Genomic DNA, 17,511 nt, shown 5'->3' with positions numbered 1-17,511 from the left:
AATGATTAGGAAGGTGCATTTTGCATATGAAAATGAATAAGAAATTACTTTTGGCTTCAACTGTTGCTTTGTCAGCATTGCCTTTGTTGACAACGCGAGCTGAGGAGCAGCCACAAAACTGGACTGCCAGAACAGTTGAGCAAATCAAAGCAGATATTACAAGTAATGAAAACCAACAAACTTACACTGTTCAATATGGTGACACTTTGGGAAATATCGCTCAAGCGATGAACATTGATCTTGTTGACTTGGCTAAAATCAACCAAATTGCCAATGCTGACTTGATTTTCCCAGGTACTGTTTTGACTATTACGACAAATGGCCACAACGAAATTACCTCTGTAGAAATCCAAAGCTACCAAGCAGGCAATAATGCAGGATTGGTAACGGAAGATTATACAGCAAGTGATATTTTTGGTACTGAACAAGCCGCTCCAGCGGCACCGGCTCAAGCAGCAGAAACTCCAGCTCCGGCTGCTGAGGAAGCAGTTGCAGCTCCAGCAGACCAAGCCCCAGCGCCTGCTGAAGAAGCTCCTGCCCCAGTAGCAGAAGTTGCAAGTGAAGCAGCGCCAGCTGCGGAAGCAAATGCAGCCGCTCCTGTAGAGGCAGCGCCACAACCAGTAGTTGCTGCAAGTCCAGAAGCACCAGCTGAAGCAGCCCCAGCAGCAGCTGAATTAGGCCAAGACCAAGTCAGTCAAGCAACTGCTGCAGTTGAACCTACAACTTACAACGCTCCAGCTGTAACAGACGCTGCTAGCGTGACAACTAACAATCCTGCTAATGAAGGTCTTCAGCCACAGACTGCTGCTCTGAAAGAAGAAATAGCAGCTAAATATGGCATTACAGAATTTAGTCTCTACCGCCCAGGTGATAGTGGTGACCATGGTAAGGGCTTGGCAGCTGACTTTATCGTTGGTGAGAATACTGAATTAGGAAACCGGGTCGCAGCCGATGTTACTTCTAACATGACTGAAAGAGGAATCTCTTACGTTATCTGGCAGCAACAGTTCTATGCACCATTTGAAAGCATTTATGGACCAGCTAATACTTGGAACCAAATGCCAGATCGTGGCAGCGTAACTGAAAACCACTACGACCACGTTCACGTATCTATGAATGAATAAGATGAATATAAGCCCAGAAATGGGCTTTTTCTGATATTCTCTGTGAAAAAGCGAGAATTTTCTGATAAATTTTGGTATAATAAAGCGAACTACAGATAAAGGATGAGAGAGAATGACCTTAGTTTATCAATCAACACGCGACGAGAAGAATAGAGTAACAGCCAGCCAGGCGATTCTGCAAGGCTTAGCGACAGACGGCGGTCTCTTTACGCCCATTACCTATCCGCAGGTCGATTTGGACTTTGCCAAGCTCAAAGATGCTTCCTATCAGGAAGTAGCCAAACTGGTTTTATCCGCATTTTTTGATGATTTTTCTGAAGCAGAGCTGGACCACTGTATCAATCATGCCTACGACAGCAAGTTTGATGATGCGGCGATTGCTCCCTTGGTCAAGCTGGATGGTCAGTATAATCTGGAGCTTTTCCACGGAGCAACCATTGCCTTCAAGGATATGGCTTTGTCTATCCTGCCTCATCTGATGACAACCGCAGCCAAAAAGCACGGCTTGGAAAACAAAATTGTCATTTTGACGGCGACTTCTGGTGACACAGGCAAGGCGGCTATGGCAGGCTTTGCGGATGTTCCTGGGACTGAGATTATCGTCTTTTATCCGAAGGATGGTGTCAGCAAGGTCCAAGAACTGCAAATGACGACGCAGACAGGTGCCAATACGCATGTGGTTGCCATTGACGGTAACTTTGACGATGCCCAGACTAATGTTAAGCACATGTTCAATGACACAGACCTACGAGCTCGTCTCTTGGAGCATAAGCTGCAGTTTTCATCAGCTAATTCTATGAATATCGGCCGTTTGGTGCCGCAGATTGTTTACTATGTCTATGCTTATGCTCAGCTAGTGAAGACGGGAGAAATCACAGCAGGAGACAAGGTCAACTTTACTGTTCCGACAGGGAACTTTGGTAATATCTTGGCGGCCTATTATGCCAAGCAAATCGGTCTGCCAGTTGGCAAGCTGATCTGCGCATCGAATGAAAACAATGTCCTGACTGACTTCTTCAAGACTCAGGTTTATGATAAGAAGCGGAGCTTCAAGGTGACGTCTAGTCCGTCCATGGATATTTTGGTCTCCTCTAACTTGGAGCGTTTGATTTTCCATCTGTCTGGTAACAGCTCTGAGAAAACAGCTGCCCTGATGGCGGCTCTGAATGAGCATGGACAGTATGAATTGACGGACTTTGATGCTGAGATTTTGGAACTATTTGCAGCTGAGTATGCGACAGAGCAAGAAACAGCAGCTGAAATCAAGCGGGTCTATCAAGCATCTGACTACATCGAAGACCCTCATACTGCCGTTGCGTCTGCTGTCTATCAAAAATATCTTGCAGAGACTGGCGATCAGCGCAAGACGGTTATCGCATCTACCGCTAGTCCATATAAATTCCCAGTCGTGGCTGTTGAGGCTGTGACTGGCCAAACAGGACTCAGTGACTTCGAGGCTTTGACTCAACTGCACGAACTTTCTGGCGTAGCCCTGCCACCAGCTGTGGACGGCTTAGAAACAGCCCCAGTATATCACACAACGACGGTCGCTGCAGACCAAATGCAGGCAGCAGTCGAGGATTACTTGGGATTGTAAAAAATAAAAACATCAGCTTATTCATTGGCTGATGTTTTATAATCTATTTCAACACAATCAATTGCTTGCCAGCTAGGCTGTAACTGTCAGCTAGTGGTGCGATAGGCTTTTGGGCATCAATGGCTGGGTATTGGAGGTGTAGCTTTTGCTTGTTTTTGTTTTCGTATACAGCCTCTTGGTTGCCAAAGTTGATGACAATGGTCATGCTCTCTTTCCTGTCTTGAATTTTGTACTCCAATAAACTGTCTGTCAGCCAGTTGACCTGACAGGCTTGCTTGATAGCGGCGCTGGTTTTTAGATGCAGCAGCGGATGTGCCCTGCGAAAAGCAATCAGCTGTTTAACAAAAGCAATATCCTCTGTGTAATGCAGGGAGCGCAGCCAGTCTAGTTTATTGATTTCGTCAGGCATATTGTAGGTGTTGTCAATCAGATTTTTAGTCCGGAAAAATTCCTGACCACTGTGGATAAAGGGAACACCTTGAGCCAGCAGGACGAGTTGGAGAGCCAGCTGCGAATTGGCCAGCCGATCCCGCAGGGTGATAGCAGGGTTGACGATATCAAAGTAATCAAAAACCGTTGCATTGTCATGGCACTCCACATAATTAATAGCTTGCTGGGGCGCTATGAAGTGAGCCTTGCCTTTTAGACCGATATTGGCTGTCAGGACATTCTCAAGCTGACTGGCAGGAGTCTCGCTCTCGATTTGCCGGCCTTGAGCGATGGTCTGCTTGAGACTGTCACGGAAATGATCGCTGAAAAACCCATAATCCGGAAGCTGGGCAGCATTGTACTGATGAGCCAAACGTTCACTTGCCAGCCCAGTATCCATTTGCCAGCCTTCACCGTAGAGATAGATGTTAGGATAGAGTGCCTTGAGCTCGTCAGCTATTTGCTGCATGGTTTGGATATCTAAAATCCCCATCAGATCAAAGCGGAAACCGTCAAAGCCATAGAGACTGACCCATTGCTTGACCGAGTGCTTGATATAACGGCGGACCATGATTTTCTCACTGGCTACATCATTACCACAGAAGGTTCCGTTGGTCCGGTAGCCCATGTCATTGAGTCGGAAAAAATAGCCGGGCACTATTTTTTCAAAAGCATAGCTATTGGCATCATAGACATGATTGTAGACCACATCCATGATGACGCTGATATCAGCATTGTGGTAGGCAGTAATGGCTGCCTGCAGCTCTAAGATGCGGGCATAAGGGTCTCGCGGATTGCTGGCAAAACTGCCGTCTGGGACATTGTACTGGACAGGATCGTAGCCCCAGTTGTAGACGAGCTCTGGATGCTTTTCATCAACGCTGCCAAAATCGTAGACAGGCAGAAGCTGCACGTGGCTGATACCTAGTTCTTTCAGATAGTCCAGACCAAACTTCTGACCGTGAACGACTGGAGATTCGCTCAGCGAGGCAAACTTCCCAGGATAGGAGAAACCAGCTTCTTTCTGCATAGAGAAATCGCGGACGCTCATTTCATAAATGACGGCTTCTGTCGGATTCAGCTGTGTTTTTGCTCGTTTGATAGGCTTTTTAATCTTTTCTAAATCAATGACATAGCTGTTGCCCGAATTGACATCTGAGGATAGGGCGTAGGGATCATGAACTTCAACCCACGTGCCATTAATCTTATGGAGATAAGAATAGGAGGCTCCCTCTAAATCTCCTTCAATCTGTGTATGCCAGACTCCCTTATCCAGACGTTTGAGATGGTGAACTTGGTCTTTCAGATGCAGGAGGACTTTTTCGGAAATAGGTGCCCAGAGTTTGAAATCGGTGGCTTGGGGACTGTATTGAGCTCCTAAATCGTCGCCTGCATAATCAAAGATCTCATCGAAAATAGGCTTTTTCACGATATGGCGGTACTGCAGGTCAGTATGGTTGCGGTCTTGGTCATAAACCTTGTAGGATTGCGTCAGGTCAATGGGCTCATTAGCCGACACGGTATAGATAATCCGCTCTTCCTGATTATTGATATTTTTGATAGTTAAAGGGCTGGAGCTGTGCTTGTCTTCCAGTGTAAAGTGGATGGAGTAGGCATCAAAGCTCTTTTCCAGTTCGATGGTGATTATGTTTTCGTCATCTAAATAGGCTTGAAAAATACGAAAGGCCATGTTTTTCCTCTTTCTTTGTCGGTTTCTCTTCGGGTAATTGCTTTTAGTTCAGGCTCTGCCCTGGGTTGGGACAAGGCCGCTCAGTGTATACTTGATAAATGAGCAAAAGCACTCGGATTAGTGAGTGCTGATGCTATGCGGAATCAGCTGGCGATAGCAGATCTGCTTGTCTTCTTTATTGTCCTTGATGATTTGGAAGAGGGTCCGGAAAGACTCTTTCCCAAGCTCGAGGGCATTGATATCAATATAGGCATCCACATCAATGCGCGGTTTGATAGAATCAAAGGTGATAATAGGAATCTGGTAGTCCTGATCTTTGAGATAGTGCAGGGCTCCTTCTGCTACCAAGGTATCAGAGGTTACGATAGCTTCAATCTCATCCAGTGGCAGCTCCTCCATAATCTTGTAACTGTTGTCTTCCAGAAGGAAACCGAAGGCAAATTTGATAATGCGTTCATCTAAAGGTCGGTCTGCTTCATTTAGGGCTTGCTTGTAGCCTGTGTAACGATCCTGAGAAACGACCAGCTCCTTATTCCCAGCCAGAAAGGCGATTTTTCGATAGCCCTTGTCAAGGAAGTATCTGGTCGCGTCATAACCGGCCTTAATATTGTCATTGTCCACCAGAGAGATGAAAGGTGAGACAGCTTTCCCAAGGATAAGGAAGGGGAAGTTGTTTCTGACTGCAAAGTCGACCAAAGGATCGTCCTGCTTAGAATAAAGGAAGATCAGTCCGTCTACTCGCTTTCCTAAAATCATCTGCTTCATATTTTCCAAGCGGTGCTCTTCATCTTGCCCGGTGCTGATCTGGATGGCATAGTCATAGTCAGAAGCAATCTGAGAAATCCCCCGCAACACAGTTGGGAAAAAAGGGTTTTGATAGAAGACATCTGAGTCGTCCGGCAGGACCAAGCCGATGACCTGGCTGGACTGGCTGACCAGACTTCTGGCATTGAGGTTGGGATGATAGTCCAGCTCCTTCATAGCAGCACGGACCCGTTTTTTAGTTTCTTCACTGATGGTTGATTTATTTTGCACGACGCGGGTCACGGTAGAGGGTGATACGCCTGCTAGTTTTGCGACTTCTTTGATAGTAACTCGCATAAAAACCTCCTAAAGGCCTGCATTTGCTGGAAATCCTTACGATAACATGAACTATTTTAAATCTACTAGTAGAAGCACTTGCTTTCTAAGAGTCATGCAAACCTGTGCCAAAAATAGCTAGCAGCGACAGTGATTTTGTCTAACTATTATGGTCAAAAAAGCAAGTATAAAGCAGTTTCTCAGTAAACGCAAACGTTTTCTGTTTGTAAGAACATTTTAACACAAAAAGAGAACGCTTGCAAGAAGAGAAAAACGGTAAACAATTGGGGCAGTAGGAGAGTCCTAAAAGAGCATTATATCCATTAACCAATAAATTGAAAAAAATCTCAAAAACCCCTTGCACTAAAAAAAAAAATAGGTTATAATCAAGTCGACGCAAACGTTTGCATTAAGTAAAAATGAAAAGGCGTAGAGGAAAAATAACGAGGTGACAAAATGAAAAAACGTCAAAGCGGCGTGCTCATGCACATTTCATCCCTTCCGGGCAAGTACGGTATCGGATCTTTTGGCCAAAGTGCTTATGATTTTGTAGACTTCTTGGTTCGCACCAAGCAGCGCTATTGGCAGATTTTGCCACTGGGAACTACCAGTTATGGTGATTCTCCTTATCAGTCTTTCTCTGCTTTTGCGGGGAATACCTACTTTATCGATTTTGATATTCTGATAGAAGAAGGTTTGCTGAACGAGGCAGATGTCAAGGGAGCTGATTTCGGAGATGATCCTAGAAAAGTGGATTATGCAAAGATTTTCGATGTTCGCCGTCCAATCATGGAAAAAGCAGTAGCTCGCTTCTTGAAAGCAGACGATCTGTCTGACTTTGAGAGCTTTGTGGAGCAAAATGCAGCTTGGCTGGAAGTTTTCGCTGAGTACATGGCTATCAAAGAGCATTTTGATAATCTAGCTTGGACAGAGTGGCCGGATGAAGCCATCCGCCGCCGTGAGGCTGCTAGCCTCGCGTCTTATCGTGAAAAGCTGGCTGACAAGCTGACCTATCATCGTGTGACCCAGTATCTCTTCTTTAAGCAGTGGTTAAGATTAAAAGCCTATGCTAATGAACATCACATCGAGATTGTCGGAGATATGCCAATCTATGTGGCAGCTGATAGTGCTGATGTGTGGGCACAGCCGCACTTCTTTAAGACAGATGCTGTTGGCAAGCCGACCTGTGTGGCAGGCTGTCCGCCAGATGAATTTTCAGAAACTGGCCAGCTTTGGGGCAATCCTATCTATGACTGGGAAGCTATGGACAAAGATGGCTATGCTTGGTGGATTGAGCGTCTGCGTGAAAGCTTCAAGATTTACGACATTGTCCGTATCGACCACTTCCGCGGCTTTGAGTCTTACTGGGAAGTACCTGCTGACTCAGAAACATCTGCTACTGGTAAGTGGGTCAAAGGTCCAGACTACAAACTCTTTGCAGCAGTTAAGGAAGCCTTGGGTGATTTGAATATCATCGCAGAAGACCTAGGCTTTATGACGGATGAAGTGATCGAGCTGCGCGAGCGCACTGGTTTCCCAGGAATGAAGATCTTGCAATTCGCCTTCAATCCTGATGATGAAAGCATCGACAGTCCGCATCTGGCACCAAATAACTCAGTCATGTATACAGGAACCCATGATAACAATACTGTTTTGGGCTGGTACAAGGATGAGATTGACGACGCTACTCGCCAGTACATGGCACAGTACACCAACCGCAAGGAGTACGAAACAGTACCTCATGCAATGCTGCGCACAATCTTTGCTTCAGTCAGCTTTATGGCCATTGCGACCATGCAAGACCTACTGGAATTAGACAGTGCAGCACGGATGAACTATCCATCCACAATTGGTGGTAACTGGACTTGGCGGATGACAGCTGAAGAGCTGAATCCAATTGTCGAAGGTGAGCTTTATAGCTTGACCAAGACTTACCGTCGTATGAATACCGATTTAATTAACAAATAAAGAATAGCTAACTAGGCTTGAAGGGAGTAATCATGTCAAACTTACAAACTTATATCAAAAATACTTATTCAAAAAATCTTGCTGATTGCAGCAATGAAGAACTCTACCTGGCTCTTTTGAACTACACTAAATTAGCCAGCGCTCAAAAGCCAGTCAACACTGGTAAGAAAAAACTCTACTACATCTCAGCAGAGTTCCTGATTGGTAAACTTTTGTCTAACAACTTAATCAACCTTGGACTTTACGATGATGTGAAGCAAGAACTGGCAGATGCTGGTAAAGACTTGATCGAAGTAGAAGAAGTTGAGTTGGAGCCGTCTCTTGGTAACGGAGGCTTGGGCCGCCTGGCTGCCTGCTTCTTGGACTCTATTGCGACACTTGGTCTCAATGGTGATGGTGTAGGACTGAACTACCACTTTGGTCTTTTCCAACAGGTTTTGAAAAACAACGAACAGACGACTATTCCTAACTTCTGGCTGACTGAACAAAACTGGTTGGTTCGCTCTAGCCGCAGCTACCAAGTGCCATTTGCTCACTTCACTCTGACATCTACTCTTTATGATATTGATGTGCCAGGTTACAAGACAGAAACTAAGAACCGTCTTCGTCTCTTTGATTTGGACTCAGTGGATGCGGATATCATCACAGACGGTATTGACTTTGATAAGACAGATATCGCTCGCAACTTGACCCTCTTCCTCTATCCAGATGATAGTGACAAGCAAGGTGAGCTGCTCCGTATCTTCCAGCAGTACTTCATGGTTTCAAATGGTGCTCAGCTGATTATTGACGAAGCGATTGAAAAAGGCAGCAACCTGCACGACTTGGCAGACTATGCTGTCATCCAAATCAATGATACCCACCCATCTCTGGTTATCCCAGAAATGATTCGTCTCTTGACTGAGCGTGGTTTGGATCTGGATGAAGCAATTGCCATCGTACAGAAGATGACTGCTTATACAAACCACACAATTCTGGCTGAAGCCCTTGAAAAATGGCCTTTGGAATTCTTGAAAGAAGTAGTGCCGCACCTGGTGCCTATCATCAAAGAGCTTGACAAGCGTGTGAAAGCTAAATACACAGATCCAGCAGTGCAAATCATTGATGAGGACGATCGTGTACACATGGCTCACATGGATATCCACTACGGATACAGTGTCAATGGGGTTGCTGCTCTGCATACAGAAATCCTGAAAAACTCTGAGCTCAAAGCCTTCTACGATATCTACCCTGAAAAATTCAATAACAAGACCAACGGTATTACTTTCCGCCGCTGGCTCATGCATGCCAACCCACGTCTGTCTCATTATCTGGATGAGTTGCTGGGCCGCGACTGGCACCATGACGCAACTAAGCTCGAAGGCTTGTTGGAATTCACTGGCGCTGCAAATGTTAAAGAAAAATTGGAAGGCATCAAGGCTCACAACAAACGTAAATTGGCTCGTCACTTGAAGGAAGCACAAGGTGTGGAAATCAATCCAGAATCTATCTTTGATATCCAAATCAAGCGTCTGCATGAGTACAAGCGCCAACAAATGAACGCTCTGTACGTTATCCACAAGTATCTGGACATCAAGGCTGGCAACATCCCTGCTCGTCCAATCACTGTCTTCTTCGGTGGTAAGGCTGCTCCTGCTTACACAATTGCACAGGACATCATCCACCTTATCCTTTGCTTGTCAGAAGTGATTGCTAATGACCCTCAAGTGGCTCCGCACTTGCAAGTAGTTATGGTAGAAAACTACAATGTTACAGCGTCTAGCTTCTTGATTGCGGCTGGTGACATCTCTGAGCAGATTTCCCTAGCTTCTAAGGAAGCATCTGGTACTGGTAACATGAAGTTCATGCTTAACGGTGCTTTGACTCTTGGTACCATGGACGGAGCGAATGTTGAGATTGCAGAGCTGGTCGGTGAAGACAACATCTACATCTTCGGTGAAGATTCTGAGACTGTTATTGACCTCTACGCAAAATCCGCTTACAAGTCTAGTGAGTACTATGCACGTGAAGCTATCAAGCCATTGGTTGACTTTATCGTTAGCGATGAAGTATTGGCAGTTGGTAAAGCTGAACGCTTGGAACGTCTTTACAATGAACTGATCAGCAAGGACTGGTTCATGACCCTGCTGGATCTGGAAGACTATATCCAAGTGAAAGAGCGCATGCTGGCGGACTATGAAGACCGCGATGCATGGATGGACAAAGTCATCGTCAATATCGCCAAAGCTGGTTTCTTCTCATCTGACCGTACTATCGCTCAATACGAAGAAGAAGTATGGCACTTGAATAGCTAATATTCTTTAAACCAAAACAAAAGCCGAGACATCAGTGTTTCGGCTTTGATTTTTCAATCGAAGATATGAATAAGGATTTAGCTATTGTGTGGGCTTCTGAAAAGGTGAAAGCCTCTTGGCCTTGTCAGCTTTTTCTTTTCGGTGTATAATAAGTGAAAATATTTCTTTACAGGAGGCGTTCATGAAAAAGAAACCAATTTATCTTTATGTTTTGCTGGGCTTGTCAACCGTGGGAACCTTGTGGGGACTTTTTAGCAAGTTCAATTCTTCTGATGCTGGAGTGAAAAGCATTCTTAAGCAGATAGAAGAACCAGCAAAATCCCAGTATGCAACTTATTTTAGCAAGAGTGCAGAAGTGGCGAATTCGCTAGCCAATAATTTCTTTTTTTACGGGCACATCGTTCTCTTAATAGTGGCTCTTTTCTTCCTTTTTAGGAAAGATATATTTAAGGCCAATCTTGTCTACATTGCCGATGTTCTTGTGGGCTTGATTTCGACAGCCTATGCTTATGTGGTATCAAAGGGAATTATAGCTTCTTCTTTTTCAGACTCAACTCTTCTTTCGGCACAGATGACGGGGTTGAATTTCTCCATCCTCCTGTCAGTGGTCATCAGCCTTATCTTCCTTTCCATCGTCATCTTTAAGCTAGTCCAGCAGCAGAAAGAGGCTGAAAAAGCGGAAGTGGCTGCCAACGAATAAGATTTGACAAATAACAGATAAGTGCTTACAATTTTAAGAAGCAATATCTGTTATTTTTTAGAATGGAGAGTAAAATGACAAAGGTTTCCTTGGTTTACATCAGCTTGAGCGGCAATACAGAGAGTTTTGTCCGTCGGCTGACAGACTATTTGCTGGAGCAGCATCCAAGCCTAGAAGTAGAGAAGATTCATATCAAAGACATGGTAAAGGAAGGGCAGCCCTTTTTTGAAATGGACAATCCTTTTATCGCTTTTCTGCCGACTTATCTGGAGGGTGGCAATGGTGTGGACAATGGCGATGTAGAAATTCTGACAACCGATGTAGGGGACTTTATCGCCTATGGTCAGAATGCCAGCAAGTGTCTGGGCGTCATTGGCAGTGGCAATCGTAACTTTAACAACCAATATTGTCTGACTGCCAAGCAATATTCAGAGCGCTTCGGATTTCCGGTTTTGGCTGATTTTGAAATGCGCGGCATGTTGGGAGACATTAAGAAGGTTGCGGGGATTATTGAGGAGCTCTATCATATTGAAAAAAACGAAAACCAGTGAGGTTTTCGTTTTTTGATGTTCTAAATTAAGCTTACATCTTTTCTGGCGCTTCTACTCCCAGCAAACGCAGAGCTTCTTTGAGGACAACAGCTGTTGAGTAGCTGAGAGCCAGACGGCTGTCGCGCTCAGGGCTTTCATCCAGAATCCGAGTGTGCGCATAGTATTTGTTAAAGGCTTGAGCCAGGCTGATAGCGTATTTGGCAATCAGGGATGGTTCATAGTTATCAGCAGCACGCTTGACAACGCGACCGAAGTCTTGGAGCAGCTTGATAATTTCCCAGCTTTCTGGATCGTTCAGGCTGTATGTAGCCTCTGCATCTGGCTGGAAGTTAGCCTTGCGCAGGATAGACTGGATACGAGCATAAGCATACTGGATGTAAGGACCTGTTTCTCCCTCGAAAGAAACCATAGCTTCCAAATCAAAGTCGTAACCATTGCGACGGTCGGTTTTGAGGTCGTAGAACTTAACTGCTCCGACCCCAACTGCACGAGCAACAGCTTCCTTGTTTTCCAAATCTGGGTTTTTAGCTTCAATCTGACTTTTTGCCCGGCTGATAGCTTCCAGCAGAGTTGGTTCGAGGAGGATGATATTTCCTTTACGTGTGGACAATTTTTGCCGGTTCTTTGTCACCAGTCCGAAGTCAACGTGAATCATGTCATCGCTCCAGTCAAAGCCCATCTTTTTCAGAACGGCCTTGAGCTGTCTGAAGTGGTTGGCCTGCTCTTGGCCTACAACATAGACATTTTTGACAAAGTTGTAGGTGCGAGCCCGGTAGATGGCTGTTGCGATATCACGTGTGATGTAGAGGGTAGCACCGTCTGATTTTTTAATCATAGCAGGCGGAAGGTTAAAGTCTTCCAAGTCTACAATGCTAGCTCCTTTTGATTCCTGTAAAAGCCCTTTTTCTTCGAGGATTTGAATCCCTTCGTCCATCTTGTCATTGTAGAAGGCTTCACCATTTAGACTGTCAAATTCGACACCTAGGAGTTCGTAGATACGGTTGAATTCTGTCAGACTTTCGTCTCGGAACCATTGCCAGAGCTCAGTTGCTTCTGGGTCGCCATCTTCCAGCTTCTTGAACCAAAGGCGGCCTTCTTCATCCAGAGATGGGTCGTTTTCAATCTCGGCATTGATACGCACGTAGAGTTTGAGGAGCTCGTCAATAGGGTTAGCTTCAACAGCTTCCTGGCTTCCCCACTTCTTATAAGCTACCATCAAGAGGCCAAACTGTTTGCCCCAGTCTCCCAAGTGGTTGATTTTGATGGTGTTGTAGCCAATCTTGCGGAAGATGTTGGAAAGAGCATCACCGATAACAGTAGAGCGCAAGTGGCCGACTGAGAAAGGCTTGGCAATGTTTGGGCTTGATAGATCAATGGTGATATTCTGATTATTTCCTTCGTTTTGCTGGCCATAGTCAGCTCCATCTTTGATGACTTCTTTGATGACTTGGCCAGAAATTTCAGCCTTGCTGAGGAAAAAGTTGACATAAGGACCAGTCGCAACGACTTTATCAAAATGCGCTGTATCAATCTTTTCAGCGATATCAGCAGCGATGATTTGAGGAGCTTTGCGCTCAGTCTTTGCCAGAGAAAAGGCTGGGAAGGCGATATCACCAAGTTCAGAGCTCTTTGGCTGCTCCAATAAATTTAAAATAGCGTCTTGATCAAGGCTGTCAATAACCTTGGCCAATTCGCCGGCAATCAACTGTTTGTTATCCATATTTGCTCCTTTGTGTCTTTTGTTATTATTTTATCACATTTTTCAAGGAATCTTCAATTTTTTTGGGAATAATTTTTGGGCTAATAGGAATTTTTCTGATATAATAAGAGGGATAAGAACCTGTATTTATAGATGGGCTTTCCGTCTGAATGCTTCCTTCCCTGTCACTCTTCGTTAAAGTTTTTTGTTTATTCTCAGTATTCCTGCAAATCTTTGCCTAGATTGATGGAGAAGCAGTCTTTTGTCCGTTGAAGTGTCCTTCATGAATGCAGCTTCTAATTATTCAATAATGAGGTAAAAATGAGAAAGAATGACCGTCATCAGTTAGTCAAAACGATGATTAAGGAAGAAAAGCTAGGAACGCAAAAGGAGATTCAGGATCGTCTGGAGGCGCAAGGGATTTATGTAACGCAGACTACCCTGTCGCGTGACCTCCGTGAAATTGGCCTGACCAAGGTTAAGAAGAAGGGGCTGACTTATTATGTTTTGGCGCATGAGACTGAAGAGATTGATTTGATAGAGTTTTTAGCCAAGCATGTGGAGAGTGTAGCCAGAGCCGAGTTTAGTCTAGTTCTTCGTACGGGCCTGGGAGAGGCAACAGTGCTGGCCAATGTCGTGGATAGCTCGTTCGATAGCCGCATTCTGGGAACCGTTGCGGGTGCCAATACTCTTTTAGTAGTTTGCCGGGATCAGGCAGCGGCTCAGGAGATTGAGGAGCAAATACAGGAAGTGATGTAAGAGTCACAGTTTTTTCAGGAAAAATGGAGAGGTTTGAGACGGATGTCCTGACCTCGTTTGTTTTTAGAAAGGATAGAGATGGCAGTAGAAAAGTTATCGCCAGGCATGCAGCAGTATTTGGATATCAAAAAGGACTATCCAGATGCTTTCTTGCTCTTTCGGATGGGGGATTTCTATGAGTTGTTTTATGATGATGCGGTCAATGCCGCCCAGATTTTAGAGATTTCTCTCACCAGCCGCAATAAAAATGCTGAAAACCCCATTCCCATGGCTGGAGTTCCCTATCATTCGGCACAGCAGTATATTGATGTTTTGGTCGAGTCAGGCTATAAGGTAGCGATTGCGGAGCAGATGGAAGATCCCAAGGAAGCCAAGGGCGTTGTTAAGCGGGAGGTCGTTCAGGTTATCACACCGGGGACGGTGGTAGACTCCAGTAAGCCGGACTCTGCTAATAACTTTCTGGTGGCTCTGGATTACTCGGATAGCCTCTATGGTCTGGCTTATATGGACTTGGTGACCGGTGAGTTTCAGGTGACTAGTTTAGAGGACTTTGCCTTGGTCTGCGGGGAAATCCGCAATTTGAAGGCTAGGGAAGTGGTGCTGGGCTATGCCTTGCCAGAAGCTGAGGAGCAGGTCTTGGCTGGGCAGATGAACCTTTTGCTGTCCTATGTACAGACAGCCTTGGATGATGTTCAGCTGTTGGGCGAGGAGCTGTCTCCTATGGAACGTCAGGCTGCGGGGAAATTGCTGGAGTATGTGCACCGGACCCAGATGAGGGAGCTCAGCCATTTAAAGAAGGCTCAGCATTATGAAATCAAGGACTTCCTGCAAATGGACTATGCCACCAAGGCGAGTCTGGATTTGACAGAAAATGCTCGCTCGGGCAAGAAGCACGGCAGTCTTTATTGGCTGATGGACGAGACGAAGACGGCCATGGGAGGCCGCATGCTGCGCTCTTGGATCCAGCGTCCGCTGATTGATGAAGCGCGAATCATCCAGCGGCAGAATGTCGTCGAGGTTTTTCTGGATCATTTCTTTGAGCGAAGTGATTTGACAGAAAGCCTCAAGGGAGTCTATGATATCGAGCGGTTGGCCAGTCGAGTGTCTTTTGGCAAGACCAATCCCAAGGATCTGCTGCAGCTGGCAGCTACCCTGGGCAATGTGCCTCAGATTAAGGCTATCCTGCAAGGAATTGGCAGCCCGCATCTAGCTCGTTTGATTGAGGGATTGGATCCTATTTCAGAGTTGGCGGGCTTGATTAGCTCGGCTATTTCCCCGGATGCTCCCCATATCATCACCGAGGGCAATATCATTCGGACCGGTTTTGATGAGACCTTGGATCAGTATCGGCTTGTGCTGAGGGAGGGAACCGGATGGATTGCAGAGCTGGAATTTAAAGAACGTGCTAACAGCGGCATCAGCAATCTGAAGATCGATTACAACAAAAAAGATGGTTACTATTTCCACGTGACTAATTCCCAACTGGCTCATGTGCCTAGTCATTTCTTCCGCAAGGCGACCCTGAAAAATTCGGAGCGTTTCGGAACGGAGGAGCTGGCTCGGATTGAGGGAGAGATGTTGGAGGCGCGTGAAAAATCTGCTAATCTGGAATACGAGATTTTCATGCGGATTCGCGAGGAAGCTGGCAAATACATCCAGCGCTTGCAGGCCTTGGCACAAACGCTGGCAGCTGTAGATGTCCTGCAGAGCTTTGCTGCGGTGGCAGAACAACTACATTTGGTGCGCCCCGTCTTTACTGCAGAGCGCCGTCTGCAGATTGAAAAAGGCCGGCATGCCGTTGTGGAAAAGGTCATGGGAGCCCAAAGTTACATTCCAAATAGTATTCTGCTGGACCAGGAAACGGACATCCAGCTGATTACCGGGCCGAATATGAGCGGGAAATCGACCTATATGCGCCAGCTGGCTATCATCGTCATTATGGCACAGATGGGATCTTATGTGCCTGCTCAGTCTGCCAGTCTGCCGCTATTCGATGCGATTTTCACTCGCATCGGCGCAGCGGATGATCTGGTGTCCGGCCAGTCCACCTTTATGGTGGAGATGATGGAGGCCAATCGGGCCATTCGGCAGGCTAGCGAGCGTTCGCTCATTCTCTTTGATGAGCTGGGGCGTGGAACGGCGACTTATGATGGGATGGCGCTGGCTCAGGCTATTATCGAGCACATTCATCACTATACTGGGGCCAAAACCCTCTTTGCCACCCACTATCACGAGCTGACAACCTTAGAGGACAGCTTGGAGCATTTGGAAAATGTCCATGTGGCAACCTTGGAAAAGGATGGGCAGGTGACTTTCCTGCATAAGATTGAGCCGGGTCCGGCTGACAAGTCCTACGGGATTCACGTGGCGAAAATTGCCGGTCTTCCTGAGAAATTACTGGAGCGGGCGGATAGCATTTTGAGTCATTTGGAGAGTCAGGATACAGGACTAGGCTCAGAGCTTCCTGCTGAATCTAGACAAAAACGGTCACAAGTGGCGGAGCAGATGTCTCTTTTTGCAGAAGGGCCGGAAAATCCGGTCCTGACTGAACTCCGAGACTTGGACATCTACAATATGACTCCCCTGGAAGTCATGGCAGCAGTGGCCGAGCTCAAGAAGAAGTTGTAAAAAAGAATAGACTTGTTAATGCTTCAAGTCTGCTCTTTTTATTTCTCACGATTTGCTAGACAAACCGCTATTGATCTTTTGAATGTTACGGTAGGTGTGGTAATAGATGATTCCTGAAATAATCAGATAAATGAGAGTGAATTCCCCGACGGCAGTCAGTGTCAGGCTAAGTATTTTTTCTTTTGGGAAAAATCCAGCTAGATTAGCTAAAAGTGCAAAGGTCAGAATCATCACACCATAGTGACTGACGATGGAGCGCACGATGCTCCAGTCTCTTTGGAAGAAGCTTCCACTCCATCTGAAAACAGCTCCCATGATAAACCAGACAAGCATGCAGTAGAGCATGATGAGGGAAACATGGACATGTTGGCTCAAAAAGAAGTGGCCGATAGGAGAGCGAGGGTGCAGCGGTAGATAAGCTGGATTGTAAAAATAAGAAACAATCATGGAGAAGAAGAGACCGATGAAAATCCCTCCAATCCCTCCGAAAAAGAGTTCTTTAAGACGAGTTTTCATAATTGCAACCTTTCTTTGATAGATTTGAGATAACGGCGGGACGAGTATGTCTGATCGCCGTTTTTCAGAAATATTTGAATCAGACCATTTGGAGTCAGCTTGAGATGGCTGATTTGTCGGCTGTTGATAATCTCCGACTGAGAAATCTGTAGGAAATAGTCCGGTAGGACCTGCAGCAATTGATAAAGAGCTTGTTGAGCACGATAGCTGTCTTTTGCTGTTCGGACCCGAACCTGACGATTTTCTGTATAGATTCGGTGGATTTCTTTAGCATCCAGCAGATAGATTTGCTCCTCTTTCTTGACATGAATCTTGTCCTCTTTGCCTAGATGTTGAGCAAAGTGGACCAATTCCTGAATGCTTTCTGTCATGAGGCGAGCCTCAATGCTAACGGAGTCTTCGGTAATTTGAGAATCGATTCTTAGCTTAATTTTCATAACTTCCTCCTTTCACCTTTATTAAACCGCAACCAGGCA

General features: G+C 45.8%; 13 protein-coding genes. 8 read left to right on the top strand and 5 right to left on the bottom strand.

Going from position 1 to position 17,511, the window contains the following annotated elements; translation table 11 throughout:
• Window positions 1-26 precede the first annotated feature (26 nt).
• Complete coding sequence (locus K1J09_RS07760) at window positions 27-1,124, top strand: LysM peptidoglycan-binding domain-containing protein (RefSeq protein WP_223323747.1); 1,098 nt, start codon at window positions 27-29, stop codon at window positions 1,122-1,124.
• 112 nt (window positions 1,125-1,236) lie between these two features.
• Window positions 1,237-2,721 (top strand): threonine synthase, encoded by a 1,485-nt coding sequence (gene thrC / locus K1J09_RS07755; protein WP_223323746.1) that lies wholly within the window; start codon window positions 1,237-1,239, stop codon window positions 2,719-2,721.
• A 43-nt stretch (window positions 2,722-2,764) separates the two neighbouring features.
• Here the strand turns inward: thrC and pulA are convergent, their stop codons facing one another.
• Both pulA and K1J09_RS07745 read right to left on the bottom strand, forming a co-directional pair.
• A complete protein-coding gene (pulA, locus tag K1J09_RS07750; RefSeq protein ID WP_223323745.1) occupies window positions 2,765-4,840 on the bottom strand; it encodes a type I pullulanase in 2,076 nt (691 codons plus the stop codon).
• A 117-nt stretch (window positions 4,841-4,957) separates the two neighbouring features.
• Entirely contained in the window at window positions 4,958-5,941 is a 984-nt protein-coding gene (locus K1J09_RS07745) for a LacI family DNA-binding transcriptional regulator (protein ID WP_125357250.1), read from the bottom strand.
• Between the two features lie 435 nt (window positions 5,942-6,376).
• Between K1J09_RS07745 and malQ the strand changes: the two genes are divergently transcribed.
• The 4 genes from malQ (at window position 6,377) to nrdI (ending at window position 11,433) form a co-directional block, all read left to right on the top strand.
• Window positions 6,377-7,888: a 4-alpha-glucanotransferase gene (malQ, locus tag K1J09_RS07740; protein WP_223323744.1), complete on the top strand. Its 1,512-nt coding sequence runs from the start codon at window positions 6,377-6,379 to the stop codon at window positions 7,886-7,888.
• Between the two features lie 32 nt (window positions 7,889-7,920).
• Window positions 7,921-10,182 carry a glycogen/starch/alpha-glucan family phosphorylase gene (glgP, locus tag K1J09_RS07735; protein ID WP_002917857.1) on the top strand — a complete coding sequence of 754 codons (2,262 nt, stop codon included), beginning with the start codon at window positions 7,921-7,923 and terminating at the stop codon, window positions 10,180-10,182.
• A 181-nt stretch (window positions 10,183-10,363) separates the two neighbouring features.
• Window positions 10,364-10,882 carry an ABC transporter permease gene (locus tag K1J09_RS07730; protein WP_124765053.1) on the top strand — a complete coding sequence of 173 codons (519 nt, stop codon included), beginning with the start codon at window positions 10,364-10,366 and terminating at the stop codon, window positions 10,880-10,882.
• A gap of 62 nt (window positions 10,883-10,944) precedes the next feature.
• Window positions 10,945-11,433, top strand: coding sequence for a class Ib ribonucleoside-diphosphate reductase assembly flavoprotein NrdI (nrdI, locus tag K1J09_RS07725; protein ID WP_002894111.1), 489 nt, complete (start codon window positions 10,945-10,947; stop codon window positions 11,431-11,433).
• 31 nt (window positions 11,434-11,464) lie between these two features.
• Here nrdI and argS read toward each other — a convergent pair whose 3' ends face one another.
• Complete coding sequence (argS, locus tag K1J09_RS07720; protein ID WP_004185127.1) at window positions 11,465-13,153, bottom strand: arginine--tRNA ligase; 1,689 nt, start codon at window positions 13,151-13,153, stop codon at window positions 11,465-11,467.
• Window positions 13,154-13,453: 300 nt separating this feature from the next.
• Here argS and argR point away from each other — a divergent pair, with 300 nt between their 5' ends.
• On the top strand, window positions 13,454-13,891 hold the full coding sequence (gene argR / locus K1J09_RS07715; protein ID WP_223323743.1) for an arginine repressor: 438 nt from the start codon (window positions 13,454-13,456) through the stop codon (window positions 13,889-13,891).
• Between the two features lie 78 nt (window positions 13,892-13,969).
• Window positions 13,970-16,519: a DNA mismatch repair protein MutS gene (mutS, locus tag K1J09_RS07710; protein ID WP_124765049.1), complete on the top strand. Its 2,550-nt coding sequence runs from the start codon at window positions 13,970-13,972 to the stop codon at window positions 16,517-16,519.
• Window positions 16,520-16,564: 45 nt separating this feature from the next.
• Here the strand turns inward: mutS and K1J09_RS07705 are convergent, their stop codons facing one another.
• A complete protein-coding gene (locus K1J09_RS07705; protein ID WP_124765047.1) occupies window positions 16,565-17,035 on the bottom strand; it encodes a DUF3021 family protein in 471 nt (156 codons plus the stop codon).
• On the bottom strand, window positions 17,032-17,472 hold the full coding sequence (locus K1J09_RS07700) for a LytTR family DNA-binding domain-containing protein (protein WP_124765045.1): 441 nt from the start codon (window positions 17,470-17,472) through the stop codon (window positions 17,032-17,034). Before K1J09_RS07700 ends, K1J09_RS07705 begins: the two co-directional genes overlap by 4 nt.
• Between the last annotated feature and the right edge of the window lie 39 nt (window positions 17,473-17,511).

Origin of the sequence: Streptococcus sanguinis, assembly GCF_019928825.1 — a bacterium.
GTDB lineage: Bacteria > Bacillota > Bacilli > Lactobacillales > Streptococcaceae > Streptococcus > Streptococcus sanguinis_L.
This window is presented reverse-complemented; position numbering and strand designations above follow the sequence as displayed.

Bases quoted from the DNA above. Each gene is read 5' to 3' on its own strand.
- K1J09_RS07760 (WP_223323747.1), top strand. From the start codon at position 27: ATGAAAATGAATAAGAAATTACTTTTGGCTTCAACTGTTGCTTTGTCA.
- thrC (WP_223323746.1), top strand. From the start codon at position 1,237: ATGACCTTAGTTTATCAATCAACACGCGACGAGAAGAATAGAGTAACA.
- pulA (WP_223323745.1), bottom strand. From the start codon at position 4,840: ATGGCCTTTCGTATTTTTCAAGCCTATTTAGATGACGAAAACATAATC.
- K1J09_RS07745 (WP_125357250.1), bottom strand. From the start codon at position 5,941: ATGCGAGTTACTATCAAAGAAGTCGCAAAACTAGCAGGCGTATCACCC.
- malQ (WP_223323744.1), top strand. From the start codon at position 6,377: ATGAAAAAACGTCAAAGCGGCGTGCTCATGCACATTTCATCCCTTCCG.
- glgP (WP_002917857.1), top strand. From the start codon at position 7,921: ATGTCAAACTTACAAACTTATATCAAAAATACTTATTCAAAAAATCTT.
- K1J09_RS07730 (WP_124765053.1), top strand. From the start codon at position 10,364: ATGAAAAAGAAACCAATTTATCTTTATGTTTTGCTGGGCTTGTCAACC.
- nrdI (WP_002894111.1), top strand. From the start codon at position 10,945: ATGGAGAGTAAAATGACAAAGGTTTCCTTGGTTTACATCAGCTTGAGC.
- argS (WP_004185127.1), bottom strand. From the start codon at position 13,153: ATGGATAACAAACAGTTGATTGCCGGCGAATTGGCCAAGGTTATTGAC.
- argR (WP_223323743.1), top strand. From the start codon at position 13,454: ATGAGAAAGAATGACCGTCATCAGTTAGTCAAAACGATGATTAAGGAA.
- mutS (WP_124765049.1), top strand. From the start codon at position 13,970: ATGGCAGTAGAAAAGTTATCGCCAGGCATGCAGCAGTATTTGGATATC.
- K1J09_RS07705 (WP_124765047.1), bottom strand. From the start codon at position 17,035: ATGAAAACTCGTCTTAAAGAACTCTTTTTCGGAGGGATTGGAGGGATT.
- K1J09_RS07700 (WP_124765045.1), bottom strand. From the start codon at position 17,472: ATGAAAATTAAGCTAAGAATCGATTCTCAAATTACCGAAGACTCCGTT.